General features: G+C 71.8%; 16 protein-coding genes and 1 other RNA gene. 6 read left to right on the top strand and 11 right to left on the bottom strand.

The window, feature by feature from the left end; all coding sequences use genetic code 11:
* Positions 1-44 precede the first annotated feature (44 nt).
* Positions 45-239, top strand: coding sequence for a hypothetical protein (locus ABZX79_RS15685; RefSeq protein ID WP_355256696.1), 195 nt, complete (start codon positions 45-47; stop codon positions 237-239).
* Positions 240-244: 5 nt separating this feature from the next.
* A complete protein-coding gene (locus ABZX79_RS15680) occupies positions 245-808 on the top strand; it encodes a hypothetical protein (RefSeq protein ID WP_355256693.1) in 564 nt (187 codons plus the stop codon).
* A 74-nt stretch (positions 809-882) separates the two neighbouring features.
* Here ABZX79_RS15680 and rnpB read toward each other — a convergent pair.
* Positions 883-1284, bottom strand: an RNA gene (rnpB, locus tag ABZX79_RS15675) — RNase P RNA component class A.
* Positions 1285-1355: 71 nt separating this feature from the next.
* Entirely contained in the window at positions 1356-2798 is a 1443-nt protein-coding gene (locus ABZX79_RS15670) for an RNB domain-containing ribonuclease (RefSeq protein WP_355256690.1), read from the bottom strand.
* A gap of 96 nt (positions 2799-2894) precedes the next feature.
* Here ABZX79_RS15670 and yaaA point away from each other — a divergent pair, with 96 nt between their 5' ends.
* A complete protein-coding gene (gene yaaA / locus ABZX79_RS15665) occupies positions 2895-3698 on the top strand; it encodes a peroxide stress protein YaaA (RefSeq protein WP_355256687.1) in 804 nt (267 codons plus the stop codon).
* Between the two features lie 62 nt (positions 3699-3760).
* Positions 3761-4378 carry a bifunctional 4-hydroxy-2-oxoglutarate aldolase/2-dehydro-3-deoxy-phosphogluconate aldolase gene (gene eda, locus ABZX79_RS15660; protein ID WP_355256684.1) on the top strand — a complete coding sequence of 206 codons (618 nt, stop codon included), beginning with the start codon at positions 3761-3763 and terminating at the stop codon, positions 4376-4378.
* A 634-nt stretch (positions 4379-5012) separates the two neighbouring features.
* Here the strand turns inward: eda and ABZX79_RS15655 are convergent.
* The 4 genes from ABZX79_RS15655 to ABZX79_RS15640 form a co-directional block, all read right to left on the bottom strand.
* Positions 5013-6266, bottom strand: a complete 1254-nt coding sequence (locus tag ABZX79_RS15655) for a bifunctional RNase H/acid phosphatase (RefSeq protein WP_355256681.1) — start codon at positions 6264-6266, stop codon at positions 5013-5015.
* Between the two features lie 2 nt (positions 6267-6268).
* Complete coding sequence (locus ABZX79_RS15650) at positions 6269-7012, bottom strand: C4-type zinc ribbon domain-containing protein (protein ID WP_355257098.1); 744 nt, start codon at positions 7010-7012, stop codon at positions 6269-6271.
* A complete protein-coding gene (locus ABZX79_RS15645; protein ID WP_355256678.1) occupies positions 7009-7845 on the bottom strand; it encodes a Nif3-like dinuclear metal center hexameric protein in 837 nt (278 codons plus the stop codon). Before ABZX79_RS15645 ends, ABZX79_RS15650 begins: the two co-directional genes overlap by 4 nt.
* A gap of 84 nt (positions 7846-7929) precedes the next feature.
* Positions 7930-8973, bottom strand: a complete 1044-nt coding sequence (locus ABZX79_RS15640) for an iron-siderophore ABC transporter substrate-binding protein (protein WP_355256675.1) — start codon at positions 8971-8973, stop codon at positions 7930-7932.
* 185 nt (positions 8974-9158) lie between these two features.
* On the opposite strand from ABZX79_RS15640, the gene ABZX79_RS15635 reads away from it, so the two are divergent.
* Positions 9159-10337: a hypothetical protein gene (locus tag ABZX79_RS15635; protein WP_355256672.1), complete on the top strand. Its 1179-nt coding sequence runs from the start codon at positions 9159-9161 to the stop codon at positions 10335-10337.
* Positions 10338-10773: 436 nt separating this feature from the next.
* On the opposite strand, the gene ABZX79_RS15630 is transcribed toward ABZX79_RS15635, so the two are convergent.
* The 3 genes from ABZX79_RS15630 to ABZX79_RS15620 are packed head-to-tail and all read right to left on the bottom strand — an operon-like array spanning position 10774 to position 13698.
* Positions 10774-11718, bottom strand: a complete 945-nt coding sequence (locus tag ABZX79_RS15630) for a 3-oxoacyl-ACP reductase (RefSeq protein WP_355257095.1) — start codon at positions 11716-11718, stop codon at positions 10774-10776.
* Positions 11719-11739: 21 nt separating this feature from the next.
* The gene (locus tag ABZX79_RS15625; protein ID WP_355256669.1) at positions 11740-12816 is read right to left on the bottom strand and encodes a Zn-dependent alcohol dehydrogenase; all 1077 of its coding nucleotides are present in this window, start codon (positions 12814-12816) and stop codon (positions 11740-11742) included.
* A gap of 27 nt (positions 12817-12843) precedes the next feature.
* Positions 12844-13698 carry a MaoC/PaaZ C-terminal domain-containing protein gene (locus ABZX79_RS15620; RefSeq protein ID WP_355256666.1) on the bottom strand — a complete coding sequence of 285 codons (855 nt, stop codon included), beginning with the start codon at positions 13696-13698 and terminating at the stop codon, positions 12844-12846.
* A 410-nt stretch (positions 13699-14108) separates the two neighbouring features.
* On the opposite strand from ABZX79_RS15620, the gene ABZX79_RS15615 reads away from it, so the two are divergent.
* Positions 14109-14714, top strand: coding sequence for a response regulator transcription factor (locus ABZX79_RS15615; RefSeq protein WP_355256663.1), 606 nt, complete (start codon positions 14109-14111; stop codon positions 14712-14714).
* Between the two features lie 19 nt (positions 14715-14733).
* Here ABZX79_RS15615 and ABZX79_RS15610 read toward each other — a convergent pair whose 3' ends face one another.
* Together ABZX79_RS15610 and ABZX79_RS15605 are read right to left on the bottom strand one after the other, a co-directional pair.
* Positions 14734-15213: a hypothetical protein gene (locus ABZX79_RS15610; RefSeq protein WP_355256660.1), complete on the bottom strand. Its 480-nt coding sequence runs from the start codon at positions 15211-15213 to the stop codon at positions 14734-14736.
* A 24-nt stretch (positions 15214-15237) separates the two neighbouring features.
* Positions 15238-16662 carry an MFS transporter gene (locus tag ABZX79_RS15605; RefSeq protein WP_355257092.1) on the bottom strand — a complete coding sequence of 475 codons (1425 nt, stop codon included), beginning with the start codon at positions 16660-16662 and terminating at the stop codon, positions 15238-15240.
* Positions 16663-16863: the final 201 nt, after the last annotated feature.

The raw sequence follows: 16863 nt of genomic DNA, 5'->3' as shown, positions 1-16863 counted from the left end.
GGCCGGAAACCAGCGGGCGCGAGCAGGGGGACGCAATGGTTGGCATGAGCGGCATGGACCGGCGGCAAGTCTGGATCAAACTCATCATGGTGCTCGGGGTGGTGGCTCTGGGAATCATCGGCATCTTCACCGTGGCCAACACCGTGGGTGGCAGCAGCAACGCCTGTGCGGGGGCCGTCTGCGGCGACAGCAACACGGACAACCAGGTCGTCGTTCCGACGCCGTCGCCGACCAGGTGAGCGCGGTGAGCGTCCGCGCCGCGGCCGGCTGGTTGAGCGCCGGCCTGGTGACGCTCTCGCTCGTCACCGGCTGCAATAACTGCACGGGCTCCGTGTGCGGCAACCAAAACAGCGGCAACGACGTAAAAGAGCAGGCGGCGGCCCCGCCCGCAGCACCCATACGGGAAACCTCGCCGCGGCCCGAATCAGCCATACCGAGCTCGCCCACGAAGGAGGAGTACGTCAAAGCGGCTGACGCCATTTGTCAGAAGTGGACCCGTCAGGCCGACAAGCACACCACTCCCGGCTTCGTGCTGAGCCAGGAACTCCTCACCACCCTCATGAGTCTTGCCACGGATATGGCGAACGAGTGGCAAGCCATGACGCCTCCGCCCGGCGATGACGGCAGGGCCGACGTCTTCATCGAGAAGCAGTACGCGGACGCGGCGGCGATGAAACGCGTACGGGACCTCTGGGCGGCTGGGGACACCGACCGGGCGCAAGTGGAGTTGGACCAAGTCGCCGGCGAAGAGCTGCTGGCCGAGCGACGGGCCGACGCTCGGGCCTATGGTTTCCGCGTCTGTTACTAGGGGCTCCAGCCCTTCGCGCAGGCCGCGTGGCCGCGGCGGCGGCCGCGCTTGTGACCTGGGAGAAGTCGGGGCGGCAGACGAGTCGGGCTGTACGCCGGGTTCTGTCGCCCGGTCGCCTCGCGGCGGCCGGGGAGACGGCCATCCATCTAGGACCGGCGTTGCCGCCGGCCTCGTGCGGTCTACCCGCGGACTCGGGCGGGCAGCCCTCGATCATCCGCGCAAGGCCGTCTTGCGACGACCTCTCTTGACCTTGCTCCAGGTGGGGTTTACCTAGCCGCCTGAGTCACCTCAGGCGCTGGTGGTCTCTTACACCACCGTTTCACCCTTACCGAGGACCGAGGTCCCCGGCGGTCTGTTTTCTGTGGCACTGTCCCGCGGGTCACCCCGGGTGGCCGTTAGCCACCACCTTGCCCTGTGGAGCCCGGACGTTCCTCGGGGAGATCCGAAGATCCCCACGCGGCCGTCCGCCCGGCTCGTCTGCCGTGCCGACCATGCTACCCGCCAGGCCGGCCTCGTTGACCGCCGCTGCACCGAGGTCGCCGTCGTATCACGCGGGGGCGAACACCACCTTCGCCGACCCCGGGTCCGCCTGCGTGAGCCGTACCCTGATCCGCTCGCCCAGCGGGAGGTCCCCGTCGCCGCCCTCCACCCGGCCGACGACCGCCACGTCCTCCAGGTGGACGACGCCGACGGCCCGGTCGCGCTCCTGCACGTCGACCACGCGGGCGTTGAACAGCTCGCCCACCCGGTCCTTGAGCAGCGCCGCCTCGACGATGTCGACGCACTCGCGCTCCACGGCGGCCGCCCGCCGCGTCCCCAGCGCCATCTCCGCCGGGAGGCCGGGCAGTGCCTCCCGTACCCACTGCGGCGACTCCTCGCCCGCGACGGCGGCGACGCACAGCTCGCCCGCGTAGCGGTCGACGAGGCGGCGCAGCGGGGCCGTGCAGTGCGTGTACGGGGCGGCGACCGCCGCGTGGACGGCGGGGACGGGCACCTCGCCGTTCGCGAAGACGGTGTAGCCCGCGCCGCGCAGCAGCGTCGTGCACTCCTGGAGGAACGCGGCGTGCGCGGCCTTCGTCGGGTCCAGGGAACGGACGATCTCGGCGTACGACGTGTGATGCGGCCACTCGATGCGCAGCGCCTTCGCCGACCGGCGCAGGCGCGCCACCTCGCCGAATGGGGCGGCGGGCAGGGTGCGCAGGATGCCGGTGCCGGTGGCGGTCATCAGGTCGGCGGCGGCCATGCCGGTGAGGAGGGAGATCTGGGCGTTCCATCCGTCGGCGGGCAGCGGGGCGCGGAAGCCGAGGAAGTACGAGTCGCCGTGCTCGACGATCTCCTGCTCCGGCACGTTCAGCGAGATCCCGCCGCGCTCGCGCTCCAGCCTCTCCCGCAGCAGCCCGATGTCGCGGAGCAGCGCCACCGGCTCCTCGGCGGTGCCCGCGTCGATCTGCTGCTGGACGCCGGAGTAGTCGAGCCTTGCCCGGCTGCGTACGAGCGCCCGGCGCACGTCGACCGCCTCGGTGAGGCCGTGCGCGTCGAGGTCGATGCGCCACAGGAGCGCGGGGCACGTCTGGTCGGGCAGCAGGCTCGCGGCGCCCTCGGAGAGCTGCGGCGGGTGCAGCGGAACCTTTCCGTCCGGGAAGTACAGGGTCATCACCCTGCGGTGTGCCTCGGCGTCGATCGCACCGCCCGGTGTGACGAAGGCGGCCACGTCCGCGATCGCGTAGTGGACGCGGTAGCCGCCGCCCTCGCGGCGGGCCAGGTGCATCGCCTGGTCGAGGTCGACGGAGCCCGGCGGGTCGATGGTGAACAGGGGGATGCCGGTCGCGTCGTACGCGGGCAGCCGGGGCGCCTTCGCGGCCTGTTCCGCTTCCGCGAGGACGTCGGCCGGGAACTCGTCCGGCGCATCGAGCGTGGTCCGCAGCGCGCGCAGGGCGGCCCGGAGCGGAGCCTCCGGTGCACCGGTCACATGGATATGGCGGCGGGGCATGGTCCGAGCGTAGGCCGGGTGGGGCCGGGCGGCATGGCGGGATCCGCTTACCCTGGCGTTTTCGTGTGTACGTATCCGCTCCGAAGGAGTTCCGCTGTGCTCGTGCTCTTGCCGCCGTCCGAAGGAAAGGCCGCCAGCGGCTGTGGCGCGCCCCTGAAGCCGGAGTCCCTCTCCCTGCCGGAGCTGGCCGGGGCGCGGGCCGCGGTGCTGGACGAGCTGGTGGAGCTGTGCGCCGCCGACGAGGAGAAGGCGCGGGTCGTCCTCGGGCTGAGCGAGGGCCTGCGCGGCGAGATCGCCAAGAACGTCGAGCTGCGGACCGCCGGGGCGCGGCCGGCCGGGGAGATCTACACCGGCGTGCTGTACGACGCGCTGGGTCTGGCCACCCTGGACGCGGCCGCGCGGGGGCGCGCCCGGGAGTCGCTGCTGGTGTTCTCCGGGCTGTGGGGCGCGGTCGGCATCGGCGACCGGATCCCCTCGTACCGGTGCTCCATGGGCGTGAAGCTGCCGGCGCTGGGCGCGCTGGGGGCGTACTGGCGCGAGCCGATGGCCGCCGCGATGCCGGTGGCCGCGGGCGATGGTCTGGTCCTGGATCTGCGTTCGTCGGCGTACGCGGCGGCCTGGAAGCCGAAGGGGGACGTGGCGGGGCGTACGGCCACGGTGCGGGTGCTGCACTCGCAGATCGACGCGGCGGGGGTCGAGAAGCGGTCCGTGGTCAGCCACTTCAACAAGGCGACGAAGGGGCGGATCGTACGGGACCTACTGGTGGCGGGAGCCGCGCCGGCCGACCCGGCGGAGCTGGTGTCGGTGCTGCGGGATCTCGGGTACGTCGTGGAGGCGTCGGCGCCGGGCAAGGCGGGGAAGGCGTGGGGGCTGGACGTGGTGGTGAGCCAGATTCACTGAACGCCGTTGCATGGTGCGCAACGCTCGTTGCGTGCAACGCGTCTCGGCGGCAGGATGTCGGCATGACTTCCCTGCTCGACCTCGCGCCCGTCGTCCCCGTTGTTGTCCTCAAGGACGCCGCCGACGCGGTGCCGCTCGCGCGGGCGCTGGTCGCGGGCGGGCTGCCGGCGATCGAGGTCACGCTGCGGACGCCCGCCGCGCTCGACTCGATCCGGGCCATCGCGGCGGAGGTGCCGGACGCGGTGGTCGGAGCCGGCACGGTGATTTCCCCGGCGGGCGTCGACGACGCTGTCGCGGCCGGGGCGCGGTTTTTGGTGAGCCCGGGGTGGACGGATGCGCTGCTGGGCGCGATGAAGGCGTCCGGGGTGCCGTTCCTGCCGGGGGTTTCGACGGCTTCGGAGGTCGTGGCGCTGCTGGAGCGGGGCGTGACGGAGATGAAGTTCTTCCCGGCGGAGGCGGCGGGTGGCACGCCGTACCTGAAGTCCCTGGGCGCCCCACTCCCCCAGGCCCGCTTCTGCCCGACGGGCGGCATCACGCTTGCCTCGGCGCGGTCGTATCTGGCGCTGGGGAATGTGGGGTGCGTGGGTGGTACGTGGATGCTTCCGGCGGATGCGCTGGCCGCGAAGGACTGGGGGCGGGTGGAAGCTCTGGCCAGGGAGGCGGCGGGGCTGCGGCGGTAGGGGCGCCTGCGGCGGCTCCGCCGCGTGGGGCGCTGCCCCAGACCCCGGTCCTCAAACGCCGGACGGGCTGAGGTGACGGCGGGTGTGCTGCCGGCGCTCCGCCCCAAACCCCGAACGCCCAACGGGCGTGTCCTCAAACGCCGGACCGGCTGAAATCGCCGGGGGCAACCGGGGCTCGGCCCCACACCCCACTCCCCAAACCCCGGACGGGCCGAGGTGACGGCGCGTGTGCTGCCGGCGCTCCGCCCCAAACCCCGAACGCCCAACGGGCGTGTCCTCAAACGCCGGACGGGCTGAAGTTGCCAGGGGTGGCCAACTGGGGCTCCGCCCCAGACCCCGCTCCTCAAACGCCGGAGGGGCTGGATTTTGCCGGGCGAGGCTGGATTTGCTGGGCGGGGCTGGATTTTGCCTGGGCGGGGCTGGAAATCGCGCTCTGCGTCCCCGTGGTCTGTGAGCGCAGCCAAACGACGGCGGGAGGGGGTCGGGACCGTAGGGAGCGGTGTTCGGGACGTAAAGCGTGATTTGTGGGCAGGACGCCGGGGGAGGCTTTCAGGCACCGCCGCTCCGCGCCTAAATCATGCAGTCCCGAATGCCGTTCCCGTAGGGCCCGGCACCCGGAACTACAACAACAAGCTCAGCGCAAGTGCGACGTGTCGTTCAGCAGGCGCAGCGACGCGTTGCCGTCCGCGTAGTACGCCACCGCCGACAGCGACGCCGCCGACAGTTCCATGCGGAACAGGGACTCCGGCGGGGCGCCCAGGGCCAGGCGTACCAGCGTCTTGACCGGCGTCACGTGGCTGACCACCAGGACCGTGCGGCCCGCGTAACGGGCGATCAGCTTGTCCCGCGTCGTCGACACCCGCCGCGCCACCGTCGCGAAGCTCTCGCCGCCGCCCGTCGGCGCCGCCTTCGGGGACGCCAGCCAGGCGTTCAGGTCGTCGGGGTACCGCTCGCGGACCTCGGCGAACGTCAGTCCCTCCCAAGCGCCGAAGTCCGTCTCGCGCAGGCCCTCCTCGACGCGTACGTCGAGCCCGAGCCGCGCCGCCACCACGTCCGCCGTCTCGCGGCAGCGCCGCAACGGCGAACTGACGATCTCCTGGACGGTGCCGCGCGCGGCCAGCGAAGCGGCGACCGCCTCCGCCTGGCGGCGGCCGACCGCCGACAGTTCGGGGTCGGATCCACCGCTCCCGGAGAACCGCTTCTCAGGGGTGAGCGCCGTCTCGCCGTGGCGCAGGAGCACGAAGGTGGCGGGCGTACCCAGGTCGGCGGAGGCCCCCCAGCCCACGGTCGCGGCGGCAGGGGCAGGCTCGGACTCCGAGGCCTCCGGCAGAGTCAGCGGCTCGGCCACCGCCGCGCCGCGCCCCAGCGCAGCCCGCGCCTTCGCCGCGCCCGCGACCGCGTCGCCCACCACACGCGGCGGGGCCGAGGCGCGGGAATCCAAGTCGGCCGTGGAAGCCGACGGCTCCCACTTCTTGCCCTTCTTGCCCGCGTCCATCGCCTCGTTGGCGAGCCGGTCGGCGTGCTTGTTCTTCTCCCGGGGGATCCACTCGTAGGTGACCCGGACGCGCGGGAAGACCGTCGCGGCCTCGGCCGCCAGCGGCTTCATGTCCGGGTGCTTGATCTTCCAGCGGCCGGACATCTGCTCGACGACGAGCTTGGAGTCCATACGGACGTGGACCGACGCGTCGGGCGCGAGCGCGTGCGCCGCGCGCAGGCCGGCGATCAGGCCCTTGTACTCGGCGACGTTGTTCGTGGCGACGCCGATGTACTCGGCGGCTTCGGCCAGCGTCTCCCCCGTCTGAGGGTCGAGGACGACCGCGCCGTAGCCGGCGGGCCCCGGGTTGCCCCGGGAGCCGCCGTCGGCCTCGATGAGGAGGCTGCGTCCCATGACTACAGGCCGGACTCGGACGTACGGACAAGGATGCGGCGGCAGTTCTCGCACCGCAGCACCGTGTCGGGGGCGGCGGCCCGCACCTCGTTGACCTCGGTGATGTTGAGCTCCAGCTGGCAGCCCTCGCAGCGGCGCTGGAAGAGCCTGGCGGCGCCGACGCCACCGGACTGGACGCGGATCTTCTCGTACAGCTTCAGCAGGTCGGCGGGGATGGTGGCGGAGGCGACCTCGCGCTGCTTGGTGGCCGTGACGACCTCGCCGTCGATCTGCTGCGTCGCGGCGTCGCGGCGCGCGGTCGCGTCGTCGAGCTTGGCCTGGACGGAGGAGACGCGCTCGGTCAGCTCGGCGACGCGCTCCTGGATGGACTCGCGGCGCTCCATGACTTCGAGGACGACGTCCTCCAGGTCACCCTGGCGCTTGGCGAGCGAGACGATCTCGCGCTGGAGGTTCTCCAGGTCCTTGGGGGAGGAAACAGCGCCGGAGTCGAGGCGCTGCTGGTCGCGCGCGGCGCGCTGGCGGACCTGGTCGACGTCCTGCTCGGCCTTGGTCTGCTCGCGGGTGGTGTCGCTCTCCTCGGTCTGGGCGGCGACCAGCAGGTCGCGCAGCTGCGCCAGGTCCTTGGTGAGCGTTTCGATCTCGGCGTGCTCCGGGAGGGAGTCGCGCCGGTGGGCGAGCTGGGAGAGGCGGAGGTCGAGGGCCTGGACGTCAAGGAGACGGATCTGGTCGGCGGGCGCGGCGTTCAGTTGGGGGCTCCAGAAGAGTGGTGGGTGGTCCAGGGGTCGGTGACCGTCTTCGAGACGTGGACGCGCAGGTCCCATCCGTGACGGTCGGAAATCTCGTCGAGCTGTGCGGCGGCCTGCTCGCACCAGGGCCATTCGGTGGCCCAGTGCGCGGCGTCGATCAGCGCGAGGGGAGTGTGTTCGCGGGCCTCGGAGGCCGGGTGGTGGCGCAGGTCGGCCGTAACGAAGGCGTCGACTCCTGCTGCCCGTACGTCGGCGAAGAGGCTGTCGCCGGAGCCACCGCTGACGGCGACCCGGCTGATGAGGGCGTCGGGGTCGCCGGCGACGCGGATGCCCTGCGCGGTGGCGGGCAGCCGGGCGGCGACGCGGGCGGCGAAGTGGCCGAGGGTGGCCGGGGGGTCGAGCTCGCAGACGCGGCCGAGGCCGCGGCGGCCGGAGGGGTCGGTGGGGTCGGGGACCAAGGGCCCGGTGACCCGCAGGTCCAGCGCTCCGGCGAGGGCGTCGGAGACGCCGGGGTCGGCGCTGTCGGCGTTGGTGTGGGCGACGTGCAGCGCGATGTCGTTCTTGATGAGGGTGTGCACCGCGCGGCCCTTGAAGGTGGTCGCCGCGACCGTCGTCGTACCGCGCAGGTAGAGCGGGTGGTGGGTGACGAGGAGGTTCGCGCCGAGCTTCACGGCTTCGTCGACGGTCTCCTGGACGGGGTCGACGGCGAACAGGACCCGCCTCACTTCGGCGTCGGGTTCACCGCAGACCGTACCGACCGCGTCCCAGCTTTCGGCCCGCTCGGGGGGCCAGAGGGCGTCGAGTGCGGCGATGACTTCAGACAGACGGGGCACGCAGACAGGTTACCTGCGCTGCGTGCCCCGCCGGCCATGGCGTACGCGGCCTCCTTCGACCGGGACCGCTACTCGGCCGGAGCCCTACTTGACCAGGTACCCGCGCAGGTCGTCGAGGACCTCGTCGGCGGCGGTGACGCCGAGGCCGAGGTACCAGGTCTCGTCCGGTACGTCCTTGGCCTGCCCCTTCTTCACGGCGCCGAGCTTCTTCCAGAGGGCGTTGTCCTCGGCCTTGTCCTGGCTGGTGGCCTTGGGGTCGCCGTAGACGCCGGTGAAGATCCAGTCGCCGTCGGCCTCGTCGATCTTCTCGGGGCTGATCTCGGCGGCGAGGTCGTTGATCTGCTGGTTCGCCGGTCGCGGCAGGCCGGCGTCTTCAAGGATGGTGCCGATGAAGGAGGCCTTCGCGTACAGGCGGATCTTGCCGGGGAGGTAGCGGACCATCGAGACGGTGGGCTTCTTGCCGCTTTCGCCGATGTCCGTGCCGAGCTGCTCCGCCTTCTTCTCGTACGCGGCGAGCTTGGTCTTCGCGTCGGCGCTCTTGTCGAGGGCGGCGGCGTTGAGGAGGTAGTTCTCCTTCCACGTGAAGCCCGGGCGGATGGAGAAGATGGTCGGCGCGATCGCCGAGAGTTCCTTGTACTTGTCGGCGGCGCGCAGCTGGCTGCCGAGGATCAGGTCGGGCTTGAGGGCCGCGATCGCCTCGAGGTTGAGGCTGTTGATGGTGCCTACGCTCTTTGGCGCTCCGGCGTCCTTCTTCAGGTACCCGGGAATACCCTCGTCGCCCTCGGCGGGTGCGTAGCCGACGGGCTTGACGCCGAGCGAGACGACGTTGTCGAGCTCGCCTACGTCGAGGACGACGACGCGCTGGGGCGCGGCCTTGAGCTCGGTCTTGCCCATGGCGTGCGTGAGGGTACGCGGGAACTGGCCGGCCTTGGCGTCCGTGCCGTACGCGGCGGTCTTGGCGGCGGCGTCGCCGAAGTCCTCGCCGCCCTGCGCGACGGCCTTCTTGTCGCCGCTGCCGGTCTTCTCCTGGCTCTTGGTGCCGGCGTCGCCGCTCCCGCAGGCGGTGAGGGCGAGGGCCGCGGCCACGGCGAGGGAGACTGCGGCGGCACCGCGGCGTCGTACGGACATCAAGCACTCCTGCGGGTTGGTTAGGTTCGCCTTACTTTATCGCCACGGGTGTACCGCCCAGCACACCCGCCTCCGCCATCTCAGCCGAATCAGGTGATGGCCACCCTTATGTGTGAAGTGCGCGGTCTCGTGTTGTTCGGCAGGAAGTGCGAAAACTAGCTTCGGTCGCCGGAGGTGATGGCCTGATGACGGCCTGTGCCATCGAGACCGCGGCCGACGGCGACGCGGTGCGCGAGGCGGCGTTCACAATCGCCGCTGACGGTTCCTACGCGGCGCGGCTCGCGGGTGAGGGAGACGCGCGGTTCCCCGAGCGCTGGACGCTCGACGGACCCGAGCCCTACGCCGTGCCACTGCCGGCCGACCAGCCCGAGGAGCCGGACACCGGACTGCTGCCGATGACGGACGGCCGGGTGCTGATCCACCGGCGGGAGGGAGGCGCCTCGCACGCCTTCGGCAGCGGCGGGGGCCGGCACTGCTTCTCGCTGCTGTATCCGACGGGGCCGCGGAACGGGCCGCGGACCGGGGAGCTGCCGGTGGGCGCGGTCGAGTGCGAGCGGCTGGAGCTGCTGCCGCCGGCCCCGGACGGCTCACGTGCGTACGCCCTGTCCGTGGGCGAACTGTCCACCACCGTATGGCAGGTGGCGGGCGGCGCCTTCGGGCCTGAGTACGTCGCCGAGGTCGCGGGGCGCTGCTCCGGCGGCGTATGGCTCGACCGTACGGGACGGATGCTCGCCCTGGACCGGGAGGCCGACGGGGTGACGAAGGCGGTGGCGGTCGACCTGGAGCGGGGCGGGGAGGTGACGCCGCTGTTGCAGATCACGGAGGGCAGCAACGACCGGCTGCTGCTCGCGGATCCGGACAGCGGGCTGTTGCTGATCCGGTCGGACGCGCCGGGGCGCGACCGGCTGGGGTGGGGTGTGCTGGGGAGCATGCTGCCGGTGCGTTTCCCGGAGTGCCTGGCTCCGGCCGACTGCGCGGTGACGCCGTTCGCGGTGCAGCCGGGGCAGGTACTGACGCCGGAGAGCTGCGCGGTGGCGCTGCGGGTGGACGGGGTGGCGGGGAGGAGCTGGGTCGGGGTGTGGCGGCCCGCCGGGCGGAGGCTGCATCACCTCGCGGCGCCGGCGGGGTGGTTGGCGGGGGCGGGGCTGTGGACGCGGGACGCGGTGCTGCAACTGCCGTACGTGACGGGGGCGGTGCCGTGCGGGGTGGCACGCGTCGATGCCCCGGAAGACGTGGTGATCACTGAACCCCCACAAGTGGAATCCGCAGGTGGGGAACCATTCCGGGCTCCGGACACTCCTGTGGTGTGCAAGCCCGTACCGCTCCAGCAGGCGCCCCTCACCGGGCGCGGGGCACGTGATTAACTCGGTCCGGGGCTACGCAGTCGTTGCGGCTGAACGCCGACGGTGACGGCGGGGCGGGCCTTGCACCACTGAAAGTGATCGCAGCGATTCCAGGGGATCTCCCAACATGTCTGAAGTCCGAACCGACACGACCCACACGCGGCCGCAGCCTTCGGCCGCCCAACGGGACGACGCCGGCCACCACTCCGGTAGGCACCGCGGGGGTGCGGCCGCGAAGGAGGATTCCAACACTCCGGCGCACGGCCGCCACCGCCGGTCGTAGGGGCCTACCCGAACTGGGGCGCTGCCCCAGACCCCGCTCCTCAAACGCCGGAGGGGCTCCCGCGTTTGAGGACACGCCCGCAGGGCGTCCGCGTTGACTGGGGGCTGGGGGCTGGGGGGCGCCCCCAGTTTCGGGAAGGGGCGGGTAGGGAACAGCGCCGCTGGCAACCCCACGTCACCCCCGCTTCAGCCCCAGCACCTCCGCCGCCGCGAACGTCTCGTTCGCCGGCCGGCCCTCGAAGTGCGGCGACAACCGCTCCGCCAGCTCCTCGTACGAGAAGACCTCCTTCGCCGTATCGAACTTGGCCGCCACCTTCGGCCGTTCCATGACCGCGACCATGCCCCCGTGCACGACGAGCAACTGCCCGTTGATCCTCCCCGCGGCCGGCGACGCGAGATAACCGACCAGCGGCGACACATGCTCCGGAGCCAGCGCGTCCAGCTCATCCCCCGCCGGCTCCGCGAACCCCGCGAACACGTCCTGCGTCATCCGCGTCCGCGCACGCGGACAGATCGCGTTCGCCGTAACGCCGTACTTCCCCAGTGCCAGCGCCGTAGACGTCGTCAGCCCGACGATCCCGCCCTTCGCCGCCGCGTAGTTCGGCTGCCCGGCCGACCCCGCCAGGTACGCCTCCGACGAGGTGTTGACGATCCGCCCGTAGACCGGAGCGGCGCCCGCCGCCTTGGACCGTGCGCGCCAGTGCGCCGCCGCGAAGTGCGTGGTGTTGAAGTGGCCCTTGAGGTGGACGCGGATGACGGAGTCCCACTCGTCCTCGGTCATCGAGAAGACCATCCGGTCGCGGAGAATCCCCGCGTTGTTGACCAGGATGTCCAGCTTTCCGTACGCATCGACGGCCAACTGAACCAGCGCGCCCGCCTCTTCATGGTCCGATACGTCGCCGAGGTGGGACACGGCCCGCCCGCCCGCCGCCCGGATCTCCGCGGCCACCTCCTCGGCCGGGGCCGCCGACGCCTCGCCCGAGCCGTCTCGCCCCGGCTGCCCGTAGTCGTTGACGACGACGCTCGCGCCGAGCCGGGCCAGTTCCAGGGCCTCCGCGCGGCCGAGGCCGCGCCCCGCGCCCGTGACGATCGCGGACAGGCCGTCGAGGGGCCGTGACATCGAAGACATCGAACCACCCCCTCAGATCTCGATGCACGTGCGCAGGGCCTCGCCCGTACGCATCTGGTCCAGCGCGTCGTTGATCCCGTCCAGCCGCACCCGGTGGGTGATCAGGCCGGCCAGATCAATCCGGCCCGCGCGCCACAGCGCGATGGCCCGCTCGTACGAACGGAGCACGTCTCCGCCCCCGTACATCGACGGCAGTATCCGCTTCTCGTCGAAGAACAGCTCGAACATGTTGACCTGGAGGAAGTCGTCCATGGCCCCCGCGCCGACGACGCACAGCGTGCCGCCGCGCCGCGTCGTCTCGTACGCCGTCCGGGCCGTGGCGGACTTGCCGACGACCTCGAAGACGTAGTCGAAGCCCTCCCCCGCCGTGACGCGCTGCTTGGCGTCGGCGAGCTCGTCCGGCGACACGGCCTCCGTCGCGCCGAAGCGCAGCGCCGCCTCCCGCCGCGACGCGACCGGGTCGACGGCGATGATCTGCGCCGCGCCCTGCACGCGCGCGCCCTGGACCGCCGAAATCCCGACGCCACCACACCCGATGACGGCGACCGACGAACCGGCCTCCACCTGCGCCGTGTTGATGGCCGCCCCGAGCCCCGTCGTCACTCCGCAGCCGATGAGCGCGGCGATCTCGTACGGCAGGTCGTCGGGGATCGGTACGGCGCAGCCCGCGTCCACCACGACCTCCTCCGTGAAGGTGCCGGTCCCGGCGAAGCCGAAGACGTCACCGCCGGGGCGCTTGAAGTTGGGCGTGCCGGCGTTCATGAGCCCGGCGAGGCACAGGTGGGCCTGCCCGCGTTTGCAGGACGGGCAGACGCCGCACGCGGGCAGCCAGCTGACCAGAACCCGGTCCCCCTGGCTGAGTCCCGTGACGCCGTCCCCGACGTCGATGACCTCGCCCGCGCCCTCGTGCCCCGGGATGAAGGGGGCGGGCTGGGGCAGTACGCCGCTCATCGCGGAGATGTCGGAGTGGCACAGTCCGGTGGCCCGGACGCGGAGCTTGACCTTGCCGGGCCCGAAGCCCACCGCCTCGACGTCGTCGAGGACTTCCAGCTTGTCCTGCCCTATCTCGTGCAGTACGGCTGCGCGCACGGTACGGCTCCCTTCACGGAGTTCGGGTCACGTGTGTACGACGGTGGTGTCGGCCAGTACCGGCGCGTCGTCCCTCTCGACGGCCGTGACCGACACCTGGACGCGCCCCGGCGACTTCCACATCCGCAGGCGCAGGGTCTCGCCGGGGAAGACGACCCCGGCGAAACGGGTGCTGTACGAGCTCACGCGCGCGACGTCGCCGCCGAGCACGGTGTCGACGACGGCCTTGAGCGTCATGCCGTACGAGCACAGGCCGTGCAGGATCGGCCGGTCGAAACCGGCGAGCTTCGCGAATTCGGGGTCGGCGTGCAGCGGATTCCAGTCGCCGGAGAGGCGGTAGAGCAGCGCCTGGTCCTCGCGCACATGCCGCTCGACTTCCGCGTCCGGCGCGCCGGTGGGCTGCTCGGTGCGCGCGGAGGGGCCGCGCTCGCCGCCGAAGCCGCCTTCGCCGCGTACGAAGATCTGGGTGTCGCTGGTCCACAGCGGTCCGTCGTCGTCGGCGGTCTCGGAGCGCAGCACGATCACCGCCGCCTTGCCCTTGTCGTACACCGCCTGGACCTTGGAGGTCTGCACTGCCTTGCCCTTGACGGGGATCGGGCGGTGCAGCTCGATGCGCTGGCCGCCGTGCAGGACATGCGCGAGGTCCACGTCGATGCCCGGCGCGGACAGCCCACCGACGACGGCCATGCCGGCGCCGGCGACGGTGGCGAAGCTGGGCAGGACGTGCAGCCGGGATTCGAGGGTGTAGCGCAGCTCGTCGGGGTCGGTGGCGGGCGTGCCGGCGCCGAGGCCGAGGTGGTAGAGCTGGACGTCCTTGTGGTCCCAGGCGATCTCGGCGCTGCGGGGTTCGGCTGCGACGGCCTTTGCGGCATCGATGGGCATGGGGATGCTGCTCCTTGATGGATGGAAGACCTCGGTGCGGCCGTCCGCACCGTCGGTCGCACCGAGGTCGTAGCGGGACCGGCCGCGGACCGCCAGTTCTAGAACGCGTTCTAGGCCGATGGGGCCTATGTATAACGCACCCCCCGACAGTTGTGAAGACAGCTCGCTGACGATGCGTCAGATTCGCTGACCGCTCGTCCAGGGCGGGCCCCCGGACTCACAAACGCACCATCCCGACACGCACCGCTCAGCGGACCATCGGCCCGACATCGGCCGGGGCGTAAGCTCCGACCAGCCCGTTGTCTCCATCGGCGGCGCGGGCCTCAAGGGCCTCGCCGAACGTCTCGCGGCGGCTTCCTGGTGAGCGCCGAACTGCCTGCCGGTACCGACCTCGAACTGGAGCCCAGCCCATGATCAGAGTCCTCCTCGCCGAGGACCAGGGCATGATGCGCGGCGCCCTCGCCCTGCTGCTCGGCCTGGAGGCGGACATCGACGTGGTCGCCCAGGTGGCGGCGGGCGACGAGATCGTGGACGCCGCCCTCGTCTCCCGCCCCGACGTGGCGCTCCTGGACATCGAACTTCCGGGGCTGAGCGGGCTGGACGCGGCGGCGCTGCTGCGTGACCAGGCACCGGACTGCCGGGTGGTGATCCTGACCACCTTCGGCCGGCCGGGTTATCTGCGGCGCGCGATGGAGGCCGGAGCGGCCGGTTTCCTGGTCAAGGACGGCCCGGTGGAGGAACTGGCCGCGACGATCCGCCGTGTGCTGACCGGCGAGACCGTCATCGACCCGGCGCTCGCGGCGGCCGCCCTCAGCTCCGGGCCCAGCCCGCTCACCGCGCGCGAGTGCGACGTACTGAACGCGGCGGTGGACGGGGCGACCGTCGCCGACATCGCGGGGAAGCTGCACCTGTCGGAGTCGACCGTACGGAACTACCTGTCATCGGCGATCGGCAAGACCGGCACCCGCAACCGCATGGAGGCGGTACGCGCGGCGAGGCAGCAGGGCTGGCTCTGACTTTCGCTGCCTCGCCAGGTCAAACGGAGACCTTCACGGCGACCGGCTTGGGAAACGGCATCATGTCCCAGCCCAAGGGCCAGCCTCGTTCGCACCGGTCTCCGGCCTCGGCTTCCAGAAGTCGGGGAATGCGCCACTTCCACCACACGCCCCGCTCCTCGGTTCGGCCGGGCCAGGCAATGGTGGCCGAGCGGAACCGCCCATCGAGTGCGTCGAGCTCCGGTTGTCGGACGGACCTGACACGCGGGGGCAGAAGGGGCCAGACCTCGGCCAGCTCACCACGGCACCAGATGTCGTTGACCAGCTCTGGCGCGCACCATGAATAGCCGGCTTCCACCTCTTCCACCAGTGCGGTCCACTGAGCGAACAGAGAGTTGAGTGTGCGGTGCCGACCGTCGGCCCAGCGGTCGACCCCCGTAGAGACGAGAGCCGCGCGCACGGCCTCGTACTCCTCGGCGGTCAGCGGCAATCCGTCGGCTTGTTCGGACACGGGGACCATGCGTCGACTATGCCAGGGCAGGCCCTAGAGCTGCTTCTCACGGTGGCGCGGCAGCCAGACCAGCATCAGGACCACACCCGCCAGCAGCGCCCCGGCCCCCACCCGGAACGCCAGGGCGTACCCGGCCGTCAGGGCCTCCGCGCTCAGCTCGCCACCCGTCCTGGACGCCGCGACCGTGGACAGCACCGCGAGACCCAGTGCGCCGCCCATCGTGCGCGAGGTGTTGATGACGCCCGACAGGAGCCCGGCGTCGCCCGGTTCGCCGCTCGATGTCGCGAGCGAGGCCAGCGGGGTCGACGCGAGGCCCGCGCCGGCCATCATCACGATGCCCGGGCCGAGGATGGCCGTGAGGTACGTCCCATCGGCGCTCAGCGTGGACTGCCACGCCATGCCGCCGGCCGCCACCAGGGCGCCGCTGATCGCGACCCGGCGCGCACCGAACCTGGCCATGAAGCGCGGGGCCAGCTTGGATCCGATGACGATGCTCAGGGAGCTGGGGACGAGGGCGAGCCCGGCTCCGAGCGGGGTGTAGCCCAGGACGTTCTGGGCGTACAGCGTCATGAAGAACCACATGCAGAACATCGCGGAGCCGTTCACGAACATCGCCGCGTTCGCCGCCGAGACCGCCCGCACCCGGAAGAACTTCAGCGGCATCAGCGGCGCCTTGGTCCGCGCCTCCACCGCCACGAAGGCGCCGAGGAGCAGGAGTCCAGCCGCCAGCGGCACCAGGGTGGCCGCCGCCGCCCAGCCTTCCGCCTCGGTCTGCACAATCCCGTACGCGAGAGTCGCGAGCCCGGCGGTGACCAGCAGTGCGCCGGGGAGGTCGAGCCGCCGCCCGTCCCTGGCGTGGCTCTCGACGAGCCACAGGGCCGCGCCCGCGAGGACCAGCGCGCCGACCGGCACATTGATCAGCAGCACCCAGCGCCAGGACAGCGCGTCCGTCAGCAGACCGCCGACGAGCCCGCCCGCGGCGCCACCGCCCGCGCCGACCGCCGACCACGTTCCGATGGCCCGCGTTCTGGCGGAGCCTTCGGGGACGGCGGAGGTGAGGATGGTGAGCGTCGCGGGCGCCAGTACGGCCGCGCCGAGGCCCTGCGCCGCGCGAGCGGCCAGCAGATGCCAGTCCTCCTGGGCGAGCCCGCCGGCCAGGGAGGCGGCGGTGAAGAGGCCGAGTCCGGTCAGGAAGGTCCGCTTTCGGCCGAAGAGGTCCGCCGCGCGGCCACCGAGGAGCATGAATCCGGCGAAGGCGATCGAGTAGGCGTTGACCACCCATTGCAGACCGATCGCGCTCAGCCCGAGGTCGGCGCGCATCGACGGCAGCGCGACGTTCACGACCGACACGTCGAGAACAACGAGGAACTGGCCCGCGCAGGCGGCCAGTACGACCACCCAGGTGCGGGATGCCTTGCGGGCGGGGGGTATTCGGGTTTCGGAGTGAGCTTCGACCATGGGCGTCATGCTCGCAGCATCGGTGCGCCCCGTACATCCGCGTCTCGGCGCGGGCGCGGCGCCTGCGGCGGGCTTGTTCCCCACCCCGCCCCTTCCCGAAACTGAGGGCAAGCCCCCAGCCCCCGGGACGCCCTCCGGGCGTGTCCTCCGGGCGTGTCCTCAAACGCCGGACGGACTGGATTTGCCGCGCGCGGCTGCGGG

The sequence above is a fragment of the Streptomyces sp. NPDC002994 genome (assembly GCF_040611155.1).
Lineage (GTDB): Bacteria > Actinomycetota > Actinomycetes > Streptomycetales > Streptomycetaceae > Streptomyces.
This window is presented reverse-complemented; position numbering and strand designations above follow the sequence as displayed.

Excerpts from the sequence above, each read along its gene's own strand:
- ABZX79_RS15630 (WP_355257095.1), bottom strand. The coding sequence starts at position 11,718 with ATGTCACGGCCCCTCGACGGCCTGTCCGCGATCGTCACGGGCGCGGGG.
- ABZX79_RS15615 (WP_355256663.1), top strand. The coding sequence starts at position 14,109 with ATGATCAGAGTCCTCCTCGCCGAGGACCAGGGCATGATGCGCGGCGCC.
- ABZX79_RS15620 (WP_355256666.1), bottom strand. The coding sequence starts at position 13,698 with ATGCCCATCGATGCCGCAAAGGCCGTCGCAGCCGAACCCCGCAGCGCC.
- ABZX79_RS15685 (WP_355256696.1), top strand. The coding sequence starts at position 45 with ATGAGCGGCATGGACCGGCGGCAAGTCTGGATCAAACTCATCATGGTG.
- eda (WP_355256684.1), top strand. The coding sequence starts at position 3,761 with ATGACTTCCCTGCTCGACCTCGCGCCCGTCGTCCCCGTTGTTGTCCTC.
- ABZX79_RS15605 (WP_355257092.1), bottom strand. The coding sequence starts at position 16,662 with ATGGTCGAAGCTCACTCCGAAACCCGAATACCCCCCGCCCGCAAGGCA.
- ABZX79_RS15655 (WP_355256681.1), bottom strand. The coding sequence starts at position 6,266 with ATGGGACGCAGCCTCCTCATCGAGGCCGACGGCGGCTCCCGGGGCAAC.
- ABZX79_RS15640 (WP_355256675.1), bottom strand. The coding sequence starts at position 8,973 with ATGTCCGTACGACGCCGCGGTGCCGCCGCAGTCTCCCTCGCCGTGGCC.
- ABZX79_RS15670 (WP_355256690.1), bottom strand. The coding sequence starts at position 2,798 with ATGCCCCGCCGCCATATCCATGTGACCGGTGCACCGGAGGCTCCGCTC.
- ABZX79_RS15635 (WP_355256672.1), top strand. The coding sequence starts at position 9,159 with ATGACGGCCTGTGCCATCGAGACCGCGGCCGACGGCGACGCGGTGCGC.
- ABZX79_RS15610 (WP_355256660.1), bottom strand. The coding sequence starts at position 15,213 with ATGGTCCCCGTGTCCGAACAAGCCGACGGATTGCCGCTGACCGCCGAG.